The following is a 14,317-nucleotide window of genomic DNA, read 5'->3' on the forward strand; positions in this document are numbered from 1 at the left end:
GCTGATGACGGATGATCGTGCTCCTCCTCCCGGCCCGCTGCTCGGCGAACGCCGAACCTCAGCCGGGGCCGATCTCGGCGCGCGTCAGGCCGTGGGCGTCAGCCGTGGGTGTCAGGTGCGTCGCTGGCCCCAGCGGCCCTGCTGCGGTGGACCGGTCCTCGCCCTGCGCGGCCACGATGTCGAGCACCCTGGCCGCGCCTGCGGCGCGGATCAGCTCGTCCTCCAGGTCTACGACGCAGGCGAAGACTGCGGGCTCGACGCCGCTCGGCCCGACCTGCGCCGAGGCGCGTCGCACGATCGCCTCCTCGGCCCGGTCGCACAGCACCGTCACCCGGGCACCGGCGGACGAGCCCGAGACGAGGAACCGCCGGACGTTCGTCGCACCGCCCACGGCCAGGACTCGCACGCCCTCGCCGGCCAGGTCGCGGCCACGACGGACGGCGACCGCCTCGAGCGCTGCGCGGTCGCTGTCCCCTTCGATGACGAGGACCGCCGACGTCCCCGCAGCGGTGCGCTGCTGCTCGTCGGCCGCGGACGGTCGGACGAAGGCATCCATCCCGGGGACGATCCACGGCCGGGGCGCCGGAGCGGCAACCGCGTTCGGAGCGTCAGCTCTGCCCGACGGTGGTGGACGCGTCGGCGGCCGGGACCGGGTCTCCAGCTGGCGGAGCCACTGCCCGAGAGTGCGCTCGGCGAGGTCGGCCCGCGCTCTGCCGCTGGTCGGTCTCGCCCTCGTGGACAGCATCAACCCGTCCGCGCTCGTCGCGGCCGCGGTCATCCTGACCTAGTCGCGACCCGAGCACCGCATGCCGGGGTTGCTCGCCTACGTCGCCGGGTGTTCGTCAGCTACCGGCCCTCGGGCTGCTGGTGCTGGCCGGCATCGACGGCCTCCTGGGCCTGGCCCGCGACCTCGCGGAGTCCCGGACGCTGCTCGTCGGGCAGGCGGTCGCCGGCGGCCTGCTGCTGCTGTACGCCGTCCTCGCCCCGGCGACCGTGGATGCCCGCACGCGACGCCGACGCGACGAACTGCTGCGTAAGGCGCTGCGCCCGGGGCTGCTGTTCGTCTACGGCGGGTACGTGACCGCGGCAGAGCTCGTCACCGCCCTGCCGTACTTCGCCGCACTGGCCCTGCTCGGGGACGCCGCCCTGCCGTTCCCGGCCACCCTCGCCGTGCTGGTCGTCTACTGCCTGGTCTTCGTGACCCCGCCGGTGGGCGTGGCCGTGCTGTACCGACGTCGCCGCGAGCGGATCGACGCCTGGGTGGGACGACAGGGCGAGAGGCCGGGCGGTCGCGGCCGCGAGGCCCTCCTGTGGATCGCCGGCATCGCCGGGTTCGTCCTGCTGTCCCGGGCGCTCGCCGGTCTCGGGGTCCTGTAGCGCTCAGTTCCGGCCGGCCGGCCGGTCACACCTGACGGCGAGCCGCGAAGACGAGGGCGGGTGCCCTCAGGAGAGGTGGGCCGTGGACGACCGGACGACCGCAGCAGGTGGGACGACGACCAGCGCTCCGCGGCTGGACCTGCGCAGCGGCACCCAGCGGACGTTCGCGCACGTCCTGGCGAACGCCCTGCTGGTCTCGGTCGTCAACTACACCCTGTGGTTCGCGGTGACGTTCTGGGTCTACCTGGAGACCCGCTCGGTGTTCGCCACCGGTCTCATCGCCGGCATCTTCCTGGTGGCGACGGCGTCCACCGGCATCTGGTTCGGCAGCATCGTCGACCACCACCGCAAGCACCGGGTGCTCCAGGCCTCCGCGGCCGCGTCACTGGCCATCTACCTGGTCTGCCTGGCCGGCTACCTGATCACGCCGGCCGGGGTGTTCCGCGACCCGGCCAGCGTGCGGCTGTGGGTCTTCGTGGTGCTGCTCATGCTCGGCGTCATCGCCGGCAACCTGCGCACGATCGCGCTGCCCACCCTGGTCACCCTGCTCGTTCCCGAGGGGCTGCGGGACCGGGCCAACGGGCTGGTCGGCACTACCTCCGGGGTGTCGTTCCTGGTCACCTCGGTGATCAGCGGCCTGCTCGTGGCGGCCGGAGGCATGCGGTACGTGCTGCTGCTCTCCGTCGTTGTCCTGGCCGGCTCGCTGCTGCACCTGGCCCGGGTGCGGATCCCCGAGCGCCGCGTGGTCACCTCGGCGGCCGCCCAGGGCGAGTCGGACGCTGCTCTCGACCCCGGGCGCGGGGTCGACGTCCGGGGCACGCTGCGGCTGGTCCGCGGCGTTCCTGGCCTGCTCGCGCTGATCGCCTTCTCCTGCTTCAACAACTTCCTCGGCGGGACGTTCATGGCCCTGATGGACGCCTACGGCCTGTCGCTGGTGTCTGTGCAGGTCTGGGGTCTCCTGTGGGGTGCGCTGGGCGGGGTGATGATCGTCGGCGGTCTCGCCGTCGCCCGCTTCGGGCTCGGCGCGAACCCGGTCCGCACGCTGCTGCTGGTCAACGTCGTCCTGTGGCTCGGGACGGCGCTCTTCCCGCTGCGCTCCTCGATCGTCCTGCTGGCGCTCGGCATGACCGTCTTCCTGTTCCTGATGCCCTTTGCGGAGGCCTCGGAGCAGACGGTGCTCCAGCGGGTGGTGCCCTACGAGCGGCAGGGCCGGGTGTTCGGCTTCGCGCAGAGCGTGGAGCAGGCCGCCTCGCCGCTGACCGCCTTCCTCATCAGCCCGATCGCGCAGTTCGTCGTCATCCCGTTCATGACCGACGGCGCCGGTGCCGGCGCGATCGGCGGCTGGTTCGGCACCGGTCCCGACCGCGGCCTGGCCCTCGTGTTCGTGGTGACCGCACTGGTCGGCCTGCTGGCCACCGTGCTCGCCCTGCTCAGTCGTCCCTACCGCCGCTTGTCCGCCGCCTACCGCACGTCCGGCCCGTCCACGGTCACCGACGAGGAGCCGGCGGTCGAGGTGACCGTGGCCGCGCCCGCCCGGCTGCTCGAGGAGGCCGTGGAGGTCGCGGTCGAGCGCCACCCCGCCGAGGCGGCGCCACCGGCTCCGGGGTCCGGAGCCCGGTGACCCGCGCGGTTCCGGCGTCGCGACACCGCCGTACCGCGGAGGCTGCATCGCGCCGGCGCGAGCCCGAGGCTGCATCGCGCCGGCGCGAGCCGGCGGGACCGGCTAGCGGGTGCGGAGGACGTCGGTGAGCAGGTCGGCCATGGCACGCGGCTCCCAGCTGTGCTGGGCGCCGGCGACCTCGGCGCGGGTGGCATCGGGGAGGGCGGCCGCCAGTGACGCGGCCGCGGCCGGCATCTCGTCGAAGGTGTCCTCGCCGACGACGAGCAGCGTGGGTACGTCGAGCGTGCCGAAGAGCTCGCGGTGCGGTGCCGACATGGCCCATTCCAGGGCCTGGGCGTCGGCGCGCAGGCTCTCCGCGTGGGCGACGAACGGCTCCCAGAGCGGCGAGGCCCGCAGGCCCTCGAGCACCTCGAGCGGGATGTCCTTCATGTAGTGCGACACCGCGCCGGGGCGGTCGCCGGCGTCGAGCAGCCGGTACAACTCCGCGGTCCACTCCGGCACCCCGTCGGCAGCGGGGTCCAGCGGGGCCTCGAAGAGGACGAGCCGGTCGACCGGCAGGCCCTCGGCGGCGGCGCGGAGGGCGATGGCGCAGCCGGAGGAGTGACCGCACAGCGCCGCCCTGCCTCCGGCGATGTCGATCAGGGCGCTCACGGCGGCCAGCTCGTCGGTCAGGTCCACCCGTCCCTCGCGGAAGGAGTCGGCACGGCCGACGCGGTCGTGGACGACCGTCGTGAACCCGCGCTCGGCGAGCAGCTCGGCGGTCTCGGTGGTCTGCGGGTCGATGGCGCGGAACGGCCCGGCCCCCGCGACGAAGACGACGGCGGGGCCCTCGCCCCGGCGGTCGTACCCGATGGTGTCGCCGCGGGAGGACGTCACGTGCTCGGTCATGGGCGCTGCTCCGTCGCCGCAGGGATTGGTCACGGATCAGACGCGCCGGGGTCGGGGAACTCATCGCGTGCGCCGTGACGGCCGTGGAGCAGGGGTATGACTCCGCCGCCGAAGATCCACTGCGCTCCGCCGCCATGGCGCACGACACGTACACGGTGGAGCGGTCGGCGACGGTGGCCGCGCCACCCGAGCGCGTGTACGAGCGGATCGTCGACCTCCACCGGTGGACGGCGTGGTCACCGTGGGAGGAGGTGGACCCGGCCATGCACCGCGAGTACTCGGGTGCCGAGTCCGGGGTCGGCGCCGTGTACGCCTGGTCGGGCAACCGCAAGGCCGGCGCGGGCCGGATGACCGTCGTCGAGGCCACCGAGTCCTCGCGGGTGTGCATCGACCTGGCCTTCGACGAACCGTTCAAGGCCCGCAACGACACCCGCTTCTCGATCGAACCCGACGGAGCCGGCTCGCGGGTCACCTGGACCATGACCGGCCGCGAGACTGTCGGCGTCCGGGTGATGAGCCTCGTCAAGCCGATGGACGCGATGGTGGGCCCGGACTTCGAGCGAGGCCTGACCCGACTGCGTGGGGTGGTCGGACGCCGGCCGAGCGCTGAGCGCAGTCGGGTCCCGGCCGTGCGGAGTCCCTCCGGTCCTGCCGACCGGCGTCAGCCCTTCTGCAGCGCCTCGGCGAGCATCACGAGGATGCCACTGGGGCCTCGGACGTAGGTGAGCTTGTACGCGTCCTCGTAGGTGGCCACGCCGCGCAGCGGGTGGCAGCCGTGCCGCGCTGCGATGCGGAGCGCCTCGTCGATGTCGTCCACGGCGAAGGCCACGCGGTGCATGCCGATCTCGTTGGGCCGGGTCGGTTCGGTCTCGATCGCGGCGGGGTGGACGTATTCGAACAGCTCGAGGCGGCCGCCGCCGTCCGGCGTCTGCAGCATGGCGATGCGGGCGTGGTTGCCGTCGAGACCGACGGCGGTGTCGGTCCAGTCCCCGCTGACCGTGTCGCGGCCGAGGACGATCAGCCCGAGGTCGGTGAAGAACGCGATGGCCGCCTCGAGGTCCCGGACGGCGATGCCGACGTTGTCCAGCTTGATGGCCATGCGTCGACGCTAGGTCAGCGGTCCGCACGGCGTCGATCTCCCGGAGCTCGGGACCGCGTGTACGGACAGCCACTTCGCGATGGCGAAGGAGGCGGTGGGCGCGCGCTCCCGGCGACGCTGCAGCGGCCGCCGTGATCACCGGTGGACGTCGTCGCCCGGGCGCGAAGGCCGCCAGGCCCATGTGCTTCGGGACATCGTCGTGGACCGCTGCCATGCCGCCGCGCACCAGGTACGTCTCGTGCCAGAAGCCGGTCCCGCCGGTGTCGCGGAGAAAGCCCCGCCACCAGGTGCGGTGGGGGTCCGACCGGGTCCAGGTCTCGAGGGAGTCGAGGTCGCGCCAGCACTGGCGCATGCCGACGTGCAGGGGGACCGCCGATTCCAGCAGCGCTTCGTGGTCGAGCAGGCCGTCCGGCCGCTCGGTGGCCGAGCGGCCTGGTCGCATGACACGAGTGGTTGTGCGGTTCCTGCCCGCGACGGTGCTGACCGGAGCCGGGGTGGGCCTGATGATGGCCTCCATCGGCTCCGCCGCGGTCGTCGAGCTGGGCCGGGTCCGCGCCCGGGACGTCGGGACGCCGGCGCCCGCGTCCGCACCGGTTCCCGCCATCACCGCGGTGCAGCGGTGAACGGCACGCGCACCGCCGCGCGGCTCCGCGGCCGCTACGGCCCATGCGCCGTGGTGACCGGCGCCTCCTCCGGCATCGGGCAGGCGTGCGCCGGGCACCTGGCCGCCACCGGCCTGGACGTGGTGCTCGTCGCCCGCCGCGCCGACCTGTTGGCCGGGCTCGCCGAGCGGCTGCACGCCGAGCACGGCGTGCAGACCCGGGTACTTGCCGTCGACCTCGCCGGGGCGTCCGGACCCCGGCAGGTCGCCGTGCAGACCGCGGATCTCGATGTGGGCCTGCTGGTGCAGGCGGCGGGGTTCGGCACGGCCGGGTCCTTCCTGGACGCCGACCTGGCCGAACAGCTGGAGATGCTGGACGTGAACTGCCGGGCCGTGCTGGGCCTGGCGCACCGGTTCGCGCCCCGGTTCACCGCCCGGCCCCGGGGTGGCGGGATGGTGTTGTTCGGCTCGCTGGTGGGCCGCCAGGGGGCGCCAGGGGCGGCCCACTACGACGCCACTAAGGCCTGGGTGCAGGCCCTCGGCGAGGCGCTGCACGTCGAGCTCGGGCCGCGCGGCGAGCAAGGTCCTCGGCGGCTCGCTGGCCCCGCTGCCGCGACCGCTGCGCGCCCGCGTCATGGGCCGGGTCATGAGGTCGCTGACCGCATGACCCGGCCCCCGGGTAGGGCACGGCGCTCAGGCTGGCTCGACGGGCCGTGCGAGCCGGCGGAACAGGTCGATGTCCGGATGAGGAACCTGCATCGGGGAGGCAGCGCTCGGACGACGCCGTCCGCGGGCCCGTCCCGCAAGGCCCGCCCGGTGATCATCCCCGCGGAGGTGCGCTCTGCAGGACCCCGGGACCGCCGTCGGGCCGGCGCCCGCGTCGCCCGTCAGACCCCCATGGGGTGCCAGACCGTCTTCGTCTCCAGGAACGGCGTCAGGCGCGACAGGCCCGGGTCGGCGGCCCAGTCCGGCTCGGTCTCCGGGGCCCGGACGACGCGCTTGACCGTCCCCGCGGCCGACCGCTCCAGCTCCAGCCGCAGCCGCACCGGCGCGCCGGTCAGGTCGATCGCATCGACGTCGGCGTGCTCGGCCAGCCAGGGCCCGAGCTCCGCGGCGTCGCCGGTGAGCAGGTTGACCACCCCGGCCGGGACGTCGCTGGTCGCCAGCACCTCGCCGAGGGTCACGGCAGGCAGCGGCCGCTCCCGCGACGTCACGACGACCGCGGTGTTGCCGCCCGCGAGCACCGGCGCCAGCACGCTCGCCAGGCCGAGCAGCGACGACTGCTGCGGGGCCAGTACGGCGACGACGCCGGTCGGCTCGGGCAGCGAGAAGTCGAAGTACGGCCCGGCGACCGGGTTGGCCCCGCCGAGGACGGCGGCCAGCTTGTCGGTCCAGCCGGCGTACCAGACCCAGCGGTCGATGGCGGCGTCGACGGCGGCGCGCGCCCTGGACGTCGACAGTCCTTCGCCGGCCGCGACCTCCTCGGTGAACTGCGGCGCGCGGCCCTCCATCACCTCGGCCACCCGGTAGAGCACCTGGCCGCGGTTGTAGGCGGTCGCCCCGGACCACTTCGCGAAGGCACCGCGGGCGGCGACCACGGCGTCCCGGGCGTCCTTGCGGGACGCCCAGGCGGCGTTGGCCAGGAAGTGCCCCTTGGCGTCGGTCACCTCGTACGACCGGCCCGACTCCGAGCGCGGGAAGGCGCCGTTGACGTAGAGCTTGTACGTCTTGCGGACGGCCAGGCGATCACTCATTCGGCGGCACCCTTCAGGTATGCGGCGAGTCCGTGCCGGCCGCCCTCGCGCCCGTACCCGGACTGCTTGTAGCCACCGAACGGCGACGTCGGGTCGAACTTGTTGAACGTGTTGGCCCACACGACGCCGGCGCGCAGCTGGTCGGCGATCTTGAGGATGCGGGAGCCCTTCTCCGTCCAGATGCCGGCCGACAGCCCGTAGGTGGTGTTGTTGGCCTTGGCAACCGCCTCGTCCGGTGTCCGGAAGGTCAGCACCGACAGCACCGGGCCGAAGATCTCGTCGCGGGCGATGCGGTGCGCCGGGGAGACGTCGGTGAACACCGTCGGCGGGAACCAGTAGCCGCGGGCGGGCAGGTCGCAGGCCGGCTGCCAGCGCGAGGCGCCCTCGGCCTCGCCGACCTCCGACAGCTCGCGGATCCTCGCCAGCTGCTCGGCGGAGTTGATCGCGCCGATGTCGGTGTTCTTGTCGAGCGGGTCGCCGATGCGCAGGGTGCCGATCCGCCGCTGCAGCGAGGCGACCACCTCGTCGTGCACGCTCTCCTGCACCAGCAGCCGGGAGCCGGCGCAGCAGACGTGCCCCTGGTTGAAGAAGATGCCCTGCACGATGCCCTCGACGGCCTGGTCGATCGGCGCGTCGTCGAAGACGATGTTGGCCGCCTTGCCGCCGAGCTCGAGGGTCAGCTTCTTGCGGGTACCGGCGACCGCGCGGGCGATCGAGCGGCCCACCTCGGTCGACCCGGTGAAGGCGACCTTGTCGACGTCGTCGTGCTCGACCACCGCCCGGCCGGTGTCACCGGCGCCGGTCACGATGTTGACCACACCGGGCGGCAGGTCGGCCTGCCGGCACACCTCGGCGAACAGCAGCGCGGTCAGCGGCGTCGTCTCCGCCGGTTTGAGGACGACGGTGTTGCCGGTCGCCATCGCCGGCGCGACCTTCCACGCCAGCATCAGCAGCGGGAAGTTCCACGGGATCACCTGGCCGGCGACGCCGAGCGGCCTCGGCCCGGGGCCGAGGCCGGCCCAGTCGAGCTTGTCGGCCCAGCCCGCGTGGTAGAAGAAGTGCGCCGCGGCCAGCGGGACGTCGACGTCGCGGGACTCCCGGATCGGCTTGCCGTTGTCCAGCGACTCCAGGACGGCGAACTCTCGGGCGCGCTCCTGGAGGATCCGCGCGATGCGGAACAGGTACTTGCCGCGGTCGGCCGGCCGCAGCGGACCCCAGACCCTGGTGAACGCCCGGCGCGCGGCCTTCACAGCGCGGTCGACGTCCGCCTCGCTGCCGGCCGCGACCTCGGTGAGCACCTCCTCCGTCGCCGGGTTGACGCTCTTGAACGCCTCGCCGGTGCCGTCGACGAACTCGCCGTCGACGAACAGGCCGTAGGAGGGCGCGATGTCGACGATCGACCGCGATTCGGGAGCGGGCGCGTACTGGAAGGGGCTGGGCGGGGTCGGATCAGTCCGGGTCGTGCTGGTCATGGCGTGTCAGTCCACCGTCACGTGGTCAGGGCCGGAGTAGTGGCCGGTGCGCAGCTTCTGGCGCTGCAGCAGCAGGTCGTTGAGCAGGCTGGAGGCGCCGAAGCGGAACCAGTCGGGGGAGAGCCAGTCGGGGCCGGCGGTCTCGTGCACGAGCACGAGGTGGCGGACGGCGTCCTTCGTCGTCCGGATGCCCCCGGCCGGTTTGACGCCGATCTGCCGGCCCGTGGCTGCCCGGAAGTCGCGCACCGCCTCGAGCATGACCAGGCAGACCGGCAGGGTGGCGGCGGGGGACACCTTGCCGGTGGAGGTCTTGACGAAGTCCGCGCCGGCGAGCATCGCCAGCCACGAGGCGCGGCGGACGTTGTCGAGGGTGACCAGCTCGCCGGTCTCCAGGATGACCTTGAGGTGCGCGTCGCCGCAGGCCTCCCTCACCGCGACGACCTCCTCGTACACGTCGAGGTAGCGGCCGGTGAGGAAGGCGCCGCGGTCGATGACCATGTCGATCTCGTCCGCACCGTTCGCGACGGCGTCCTTCACGTCGGCCAGCTTGACCTCGCGGCTGGCCCGGCCGCTGGGGAAGGCGGTGGCGACGGCGGCGACGTGGATGCCGGTGCCGGCCAGCGCCTCGCGGGCCACGCCCGCCAGGTCGCCGTAGACGCAGACGGCGGCGACCTGCGGGCAGGTCGCGTCACCCGGGTCGGGACGGCGGGCCTTGGCTGCCAGCGAGCGCACCGTGCCCGGGGTGTCGGCCCCCTCCAGCGTGGTCAGGTCGACCATCGAGATCGCCGTGTCGATCGCCCACGCTTTCGCGGTCGTCTTGATCGACCGGCTGGCCAGCACGGTGGTGCGGGCCTCCGCGCCGACCTGGTCGACGCCGGGCAGCCCGTGCAGGAAGGCGCGGAAGGCGGCGTCGGACCGGGTGACGTCGCCGTAGGGCGCCGGCGGTTCGTCGACCGTGCGCGGCGACGTCGCCGGCGCATGGGGGTCGAGCAGGTTGGTCATGCCGATCATTGTCCCCTGCGCCGGTGCGGCGCCGGACGTCGCTCACCCCGAGGGAGCACCCAGCCGGGGTGGCACGGCGGTCGCCGGAGCGCAAGGGCTCACCGGGACCGGTGGACGGGCGGTTGACCTGGGGATTCGGGCTGCACGGGCACTGGATGAGCGGTAGACTTCGAACACGTGATCGAGCGGATGCCAGGAGGTTCAGTGGGAGACCTGGCTCCCGTGCTCGATGCCCTCGCGACGGACGACCTCTTCGCCATGGGCGCACCCGAGCTGCTCGAGCGCGTCCGCGCGCTGGTCGCCGCCCGCAACCGGCTCGACGCCGAGCTCGCGCGCACGGTGCGCCGCGCGGAGCTGGCGCAGGCGCCCGAGCACGACGGCATGACGACGATGCCCTCCTGGCTGCGCGGGCACTGCCGGCTGTCCGCGGCCGCCGCCGGGCGCCTGGTGCGCAACGGCCGCGCGGCCGAGCTGCTGCCGGCGGTCGCCGCCGCGCATGCAGACGGCTCCGTCACCGCCGACCAGATGGCTCTGTGCGCGCCCGCCGTCACGCCGGAGCGCCTGGCGCTCGCCGCCGACCTGGGCGTCGACCTCGGCGGCGTCGACGCCGTGTTCGCGGAGGTCGCGGTCGCGCAGCCGCACGACGAGCTGGCCGCCGCGGTGCGCCACTACGAGCAGCGGCTCGACGAGGACGGCCCGGAGCCCGATCCGACGGAGGGCCGGACCTTCACCCTCGCCAGGCATCCGGACGGGCGGGTCACCGGCAGGTTCGACCTCGACCCGGTCGGCGGCGAGAAGGTGTGCGCGGTCATCGAGTCGACGGTGCAGGCGGGCCGGTCCGCCGGTGACGACCGCACGAGGTCGCAGCAGCAGGGCGATGCCCTCGTGCAGTGGGCCGACAACACCCTCGCGGCGGGCGACCTGCCGTTGCTGAGGCAGGTCCGGCCGCACGTGGCGCTGAAGGTCGACCTGGCGAGCTTGGTGGACCCGGCCACCGGTCCCGGCGCCGCCACGACCGGCTTCGGGGCGACGCTGTCGGCAGCCCACGCCCGCTGGGTCGCCTGCGACGCCGACATCACCCGGATCGTCCTCGGCCCCGAGGGGCAGCCGCTCGACGTCGGCCGGACCCAGCGCCTGGTCACCGCCGGAATCCGCAAGGCCGTCGAACACCGGGACGGGCAGTGCATCTTCGCCGGCTGCTCCGCCCCGACCTGCTGGTGCGAGGTCCACCACGTCCTGGCCTGGGCGTTCGGTGGTGAGACGTCGCTGGACAATTCCGCGCTGCTGTGCGAGCGGCATCACACGCAGGTGCACTCCGGCTTCCGCGTCGAGCGGGACGTGGCCGGCCGATGGCACACCTATCGACCCGACGGCAGCGAGATCCTCGTCCTCCGCCTGCCCGGCGACGACCGCCTGCCCCGCGCGGGCTGACCGGCCGGCAATCGGGCGGGCTGACCGGCCGGCAGTCGGGCGGGCTGACCGGCCGGCAGTCGGGCGGGCAGTCGGGCGGGCGGTCGGCGGCCTTCCGCGGGCCGACCGGGGCGCGGCGGGTCCGGGGCCTGGCCGGTCCAGCCGGCGACCGCCCGAGCGGGCAGCTGAGGCCGCTACGGTGTCCGCCGTGCAGCTGACCGTCGTCGACCACCCGCTGGCCCGCGCCCGCCTGTCGCGGATGCGTGACGAGCGCACCGACAACGCCACCTTCCGGGCGGCGCTGCGCGATCTGACGCAGATGCTGATGTACGAGGCCACCCGGCAGCTCCAGCTGCTGGAGGAATCGATCACCACCCCCGTCACCGGGACGACCGGCTACCGGCTGGCGACACCACCGCTCATCGTGCCGGTGCTGCGGGCAGGACTGGGGATGGCCGACACCGCGCACCGCATGCTGCCCGAATCCCAGATGGGCTTCGTCGGACTGGCGCGCAACGAGGCGACCTTCCAACCGGAGGCCTACATGGCCTCGCTGCCGGAGACGCTCGATGGCCGCGAGGTCTTCGTGCTCGACCCGATGCTGGCCACCGGCGGCTCGCTGGTGCACTGCTGCGGCCTGCTCACCGAGCGGGGCGCCACCTCGATCACCGTGCTCTGCGCGCTGGCCGCACCCGACGGGCTGCGCCGGCTGGAGAAGAGCGGCCTGCCGCTGCGCGTGTTCACCGCGAGCGTCGACACGGGCCTGAACGAGAAGGCCTACATCGTCCCGGGTCTCGGTGACGCCGGCGACCGCCAGTTCGGCGCGGTCTGACCGGGCGGCCGAGCCGGCTCCGGGACGCCCGCCGTGCGCTTCGCGGTCCTGGGCACGGGCTTCTGGGCCCGCGCCGTGCACGCCGCCTCCCTGGCGCAGCACCCCGACGCCGAACTGATCGGCATCTGGGGGCGCGACGCGACCAAGGCGGCCGTGGCCGGCGAGGAGTTCGGCGTCCCCGGCACCACCGACCTGCAGTCGCTGCTCGACGAGGTCGACGCGGTCTCGATCGCCGTCCCGCCCGACGTGCAGGCATCCCTCGCCGTCACGGCTGCGTCGGCCGGCCGGCACCTGCTGCTCGAGAAGCCGATCGCTCTCACCGTCCCCGACGCCGACCGGGTGGTCGAGGCGGTCGCCTCGGCGGGGGTCGCATCGGTCGTCTTCTTCACCTTCCGGTTCCAGGCGGCGACGTCGACCTGGCTGACCGAAGCGGGTCGCTCGCGGCTGGCCGGTGGGGCGGGCAGCTGGCTGAGCTCGCTGGCCGGGACGCCGTTCGGGGACTCGCCGTGGCGCGGCCGGCACGGCGCGCTCTGGGACATCGGCCCGCACGCGCTCTCGCTGCTCGTCCCCGCGCTGGGGCGGGTGACCGCGGTGCAGGCCGGGGCCGGGCGGGGCGACACGGTGCACCTGGTCCTCACGCACGCCTCCGGTGCGGCCAGCACGGTGACGGTCACGCACGCGGCCGCGCCGCTGTCGGAGGGCGTCGAGTTCTTCGTGCACGGCGACACCGGCCGCCTGACGCTGCTGCCCGACACCGCCTCACCGCGGGAGGCCCACCGCGCGGCCGTCGACGAGCTCAGGGCGGCCGCGCTCACCGGAGGGGCGCACCCGTGCGACGCCGCGTTCGCCCGGGACGTGACCGTCGTCCTCGCCGCGGCCCAGCGGGCACTCGCTTCCGGCTGCCGGGAGCCGGTCCCCTCCTGACGGTGGGTCCGGTCCGCGGCATCACCCGCTCGGTCGACAGCCCGCGGCGGAATTCGGCAGGGGCGCCGTCCGTGCGCCAGGCTGCATCGTCGGAACATCCTAGGGACGGGAGCGGGCATGACCGGAGCGCAGTGGTACGTGCGGCGCGGGCGGATCACCCGCCGGACGTGGTGGCTGCACTACACGCTGCCGATCGCGGCGCTGAGCCTGCTGGCGTCGCTCGCCGACGCCTCCTTCGGCTACCCGGCCTTCGAACCGGCGGAGCCGGGCTCGGTGTACTCGGTCACCGGGGGGCCCTTCGGCACAGTGGTGTCCTTGGCGACGCTCGTCCCGTCGATCAGCTCCTCGGTCACCCGGCTGCACGACCGCGGGCACTCGGCGTGGTGGCTGCTCTGGTCGCTCCTGCCGGTTGTCGGCTGGATCCTGCTCTTCGTGCAGACGGGCTTCCTGCGCGGGGACGGCGGCCCGAACCGGTACGGCCCGCCGCCCGACCGCCCGCTCGGCGGCCCCGCCGCCGGACCCGGCCATCCGGCGGGCCCGGGGTACCCGCCCGGCTCGGGCTACCCGCCCGGCTCGGGCTATCCGGCGGGTCCGGGTTACCCGCCCGGCTCGGGCTACCCGCCGGGTCCGGGCTCCCCGCCGGGCTCGGGCTTTCCGCCGGGCTCGGGCTATCCACCCGGCTCGGGTTACCCGCCGGGCCCGGGCTCCCCGCCGGGCCCGGGCTACCCGCCGGGTCCGGGCTACCCGCCCGGTCCCGAGCACCCGCCCGGTCCCGAGCACCCGCCCACGCGCTGAGCCCCTCCCGAGCTGCCCCGTCACCCGGTCAGGTGTTCCAGCCCGGCTGATCCGGCGGCGGCGGGCCTCTTTCGCGATGGTCGTGGTCGACGATGTCGTCGATGGAAGGGAGCGACATGAGGTTCTCGGACTGGTATGTGCGTCGCGGCCGCATCAGCCGGCGCACCTGGTGGCTGCACTACTTCCTGCCCCTGGCCGCGCTCGGCGTGCTGGCCGGCATCGCCGACCTCGCGGTCGGATCGGCGACGCTCGAGAGCTCGGCCGGCGGTGGCCAGGCCAGCGCCTCCTTCACCGCCGGCTGGATCACCGCCGTCGCCTGGCTCGTGACCCTGGTCCCCGCGCTGACCTCCGAGGCCGCGAGGCTGCACGACCGCGGGTTGTCGGCCTGGTGGCTGCTGCTGAACCTGCTGCCGCTGATCGGCCAGCTCGTGCTGCTCGTCCTGGTCGGCTTCCTCCCCGGTGACCGGGGCGCCAACCGGTACGGGCCGCCGCCGGACCGGTCGAACGTCCCCGTCTGACCCGAGCGGAGTGCCAGGAGCGAG

At 74.1% G+C, this 14,317-nt stretch carries 15 protein-coding genes and 2 pseudogenes; 10 read left to right on the plus strand and 7 right to left on the minus strand.

What is annotated here, in order from left to right:
• Nucleotides 1-58: 58 nt before the first annotated feature.
• Nucleotides 59-556 carry a TOPRIM nucleotidyl transferase/hydrolase domain-containing protein gene (locus OF117_RS03965; RefSeq protein ID WP_263551507.1) on the minus strand — a complete coding sequence of 166 codons (498 nt, stop codon included), beginning with the start codon at nucleotides 554-556 and terminating at the stop codon, nucleotides 59-61.
• Between the two features lie 308 nt (nucleotides 557-864).
• Here OF117_RS03965 and OF117_RS03970 point away from each other — a divergent pair, with 308 nt between their 5' ends.
• Together OF117_RS03970 and OF117_RS03975 are read left to right on the plus strand one after the other, a co-directional pair.
• Nucleotides 865-1,377: a GAP family protein gene (locus OF117_RS03970; protein WP_263551976.1), complete on the plus strand. Its 513-nt coding sequence runs from the start codon at nucleotides 865-867 to the stop codon at nucleotides 1,375-1,377.
• A gap of 82 nt (nucleotides 1,378-1,459) precedes the next feature.
• Nucleotides 1,460-2,998: an MFS transporter gene (locus tag OF117_RS03975; RefSeq protein ID WP_263551508.1), complete on the plus strand. Its 1,539-nt coding sequence runs from the start codon at nucleotides 1,460-1,462 to the stop codon at nucleotides 2,996-2,998.
• 102 nt (nucleotides 2,999-3,100) lie between these two features.
• Here the strand turns inward: OF117_RS03975 and OF117_RS03980 are convergent, their stop codons facing one another.
• Complete coding sequence (locus OF117_RS03980) at nucleotides 3,101-3,886, minus strand: alpha/beta fold hydrolase (RefSeq protein WP_263551509.1); 786 nt, start codon at nucleotides 3,884-3,886, stop codon at nucleotides 3,101-3,103.
• A 134-nt stretch (nucleotides 3,887-4,020) separates the two neighbouring features.
• On the opposite strand from OF117_RS03980, the gene OF117_RS03985 reads away from it, so the two are divergent.
• Entirely contained in the window at nucleotides 4,021-4,608 is a 588-nt protein-coding gene (locus OF117_RS03985) for an SRPBCC family protein (protein ID WP_263551510.1), read from the plus strand.
• On the opposite strand, the gene OF117_RS03990 is transcribed toward OF117_RS03985, so the two are convergent.
• Together OF117_RS03990 and OF117_RS22220 are read right to left on the minus strand one after the other, a co-directional pair.
• A complete protein-coding gene (locus tag OF117_RS03990) occupies nucleotides 4,548-4,985 on the minus strand; it encodes a VOC family protein (RefSeq protein ID WP_263551511.1) in 438 nt (145 codons plus the stop codon). The two genes, OF117_RS03985 and OF117_RS03990, sit on opposite strands and share 61 nt — an antisense overlap.
• Nucleotides 4,986-5,172: 187 nt before the next feature.
• A pseudogene (locus OF117_RS22220) lies at nucleotides 5,173-5,502 on the minus strand (monooxygenase family protein); the annotation flags it as partial.
• Here OF117_RS22220 and OF117_RS03995 point away from each other — a divergent pair.
• Nucleotides 5,426-5,608: a hypothetical protein gene (locus OF117_RS03995; protein ID WP_263551512.1), complete on the plus strand. Its 183-nt coding sequence runs from the start codon at nucleotides 5,426-5,428 to the stop codon at nucleotides 5,606-5,608. The pseudogene OF117_RS22220 and the gene OF117_RS03995 overlap by 77 nt on opposite strands.
• Before the next feature lie 53 nt (nucleotides 5,609-5,661).
• Nucleotides 5,662-6,150: pseudogene (locus OF117_RS04000) on the plus strand (SDR family NAD(P)-dependent oxidoreductase); the annotation flags it as partial.
• A gap of 323 nt (nucleotides 6,151-6,473) precedes the next feature.
• On the opposite strand, the gene OF117_RS04005 reads toward OF117_RS04000, so the two are convergent.
• The 3 genes from OF117_RS04005 to deoC are packed head-to-tail and all read right to left on the minus strand — an operon-like array spanning nucleotide 6,474 to nucleotide 9,814.
• Nucleotides 6,474-7,340: an aldehyde dehydrogenase family protein gene (locus tag OF117_RS04005; RefSeq protein ID WP_263551513.1), complete on the minus strand. Its 867-nt coding sequence runs from the start codon at nucleotides 7,338-7,340 to the stop codon at nucleotides 6,474-6,476.
• A complete protein-coding gene (locus tag OF117_RS04010) occupies nucleotides 7,337-8,812 on the minus strand; it encodes an aldehyde dehydrogenase family protein (protein WP_263551514.1) in 1,476 nt (491 codons plus the stop codon). Before OF117_RS04010 ends, OF117_RS04005 begins: the two co-directional genes overlap by 4 nt.
• Nucleotides 8,813-8,818: 6 nt before the next feature.
• Entirely contained in the window at nucleotides 8,819-9,814 is a 996-nt protein-coding gene (gene deoC / locus OF117_RS04015) for a deoxyribose-phosphate aldolase (protein ID WP_263551515.1), read from the minus strand.
• Nucleotides 9,815-10,018: 204 nt separating this feature from the next.
• Between deoC and OF117_RS04020 the strand changes: the two genes are divergently transcribed.
• The 5 genes from OF117_RS04020 (at nucleotide 10,019) to OF117_RS04040 (ending at nucleotide 14,293) form a co-directional block, all read left to right on the plus strand.
• Nucleotides 10,019-11,245: an HNH endonuclease signature motif containing protein gene (locus OF117_RS04020; protein ID WP_263551516.1), complete on the plus strand. Its 1,227-nt coding sequence runs from the start codon at nucleotides 10,019-10,021 to the stop codon at nucleotides 11,243-11,245.
• Between the two features lie 187 nt (nucleotides 11,246-11,432).
• Nucleotides 11,433-12,056, plus strand: a complete 624-nt coding sequence (gene upp, locus OF117_RS04025; protein ID WP_263551517.1) for a uracil phosphoribosyltransferase — start codon at nucleotides 11,433-11,435, stop codon at nucleotides 12,054-12,056.
• Between the two features lie 33 nt (nucleotides 12,057-12,089).
• Nucleotides 12,090-12,980, plus strand: a complete 891-nt coding sequence (locus OF117_RS04030; protein ID WP_263551518.1) for a Gfo/Idh/MocA family protein — start codon at nucleotides 12,090-12,092, stop codon at nucleotides 12,978-12,980.
• Between the two features lie 117 nt (nucleotides 12,981-13,097).
• Entirely contained in the window at nucleotides 13,098-13,775 is a 678-nt protein-coding gene (locus OF117_RS04035; protein ID WP_263551519.1) for a DUF805 domain-containing protein, read from the plus strand.
• Between the two features lie 116 nt (nucleotides 13,776-13,891).
• Entirely contained in the window at nucleotides 13,892-14,293 is a 402-nt protein-coding gene (locus tag OF117_RS04040; RefSeq protein WP_263551520.1) for a DUF805 domain-containing protein, read from the plus strand.
• Nucleotides 14,294-14,317 lie beyond the last annotated feature (24 nt).

Origin of the sequence: Geodermatophilus sp. YIM 151500 (assembly GCF_025716945.1) — a bacterium.
GTDB lineage: Bacteria > Actinomycetota > Actinomycetes > Mycobacteriales > Geodermatophilaceae > YIM-151500.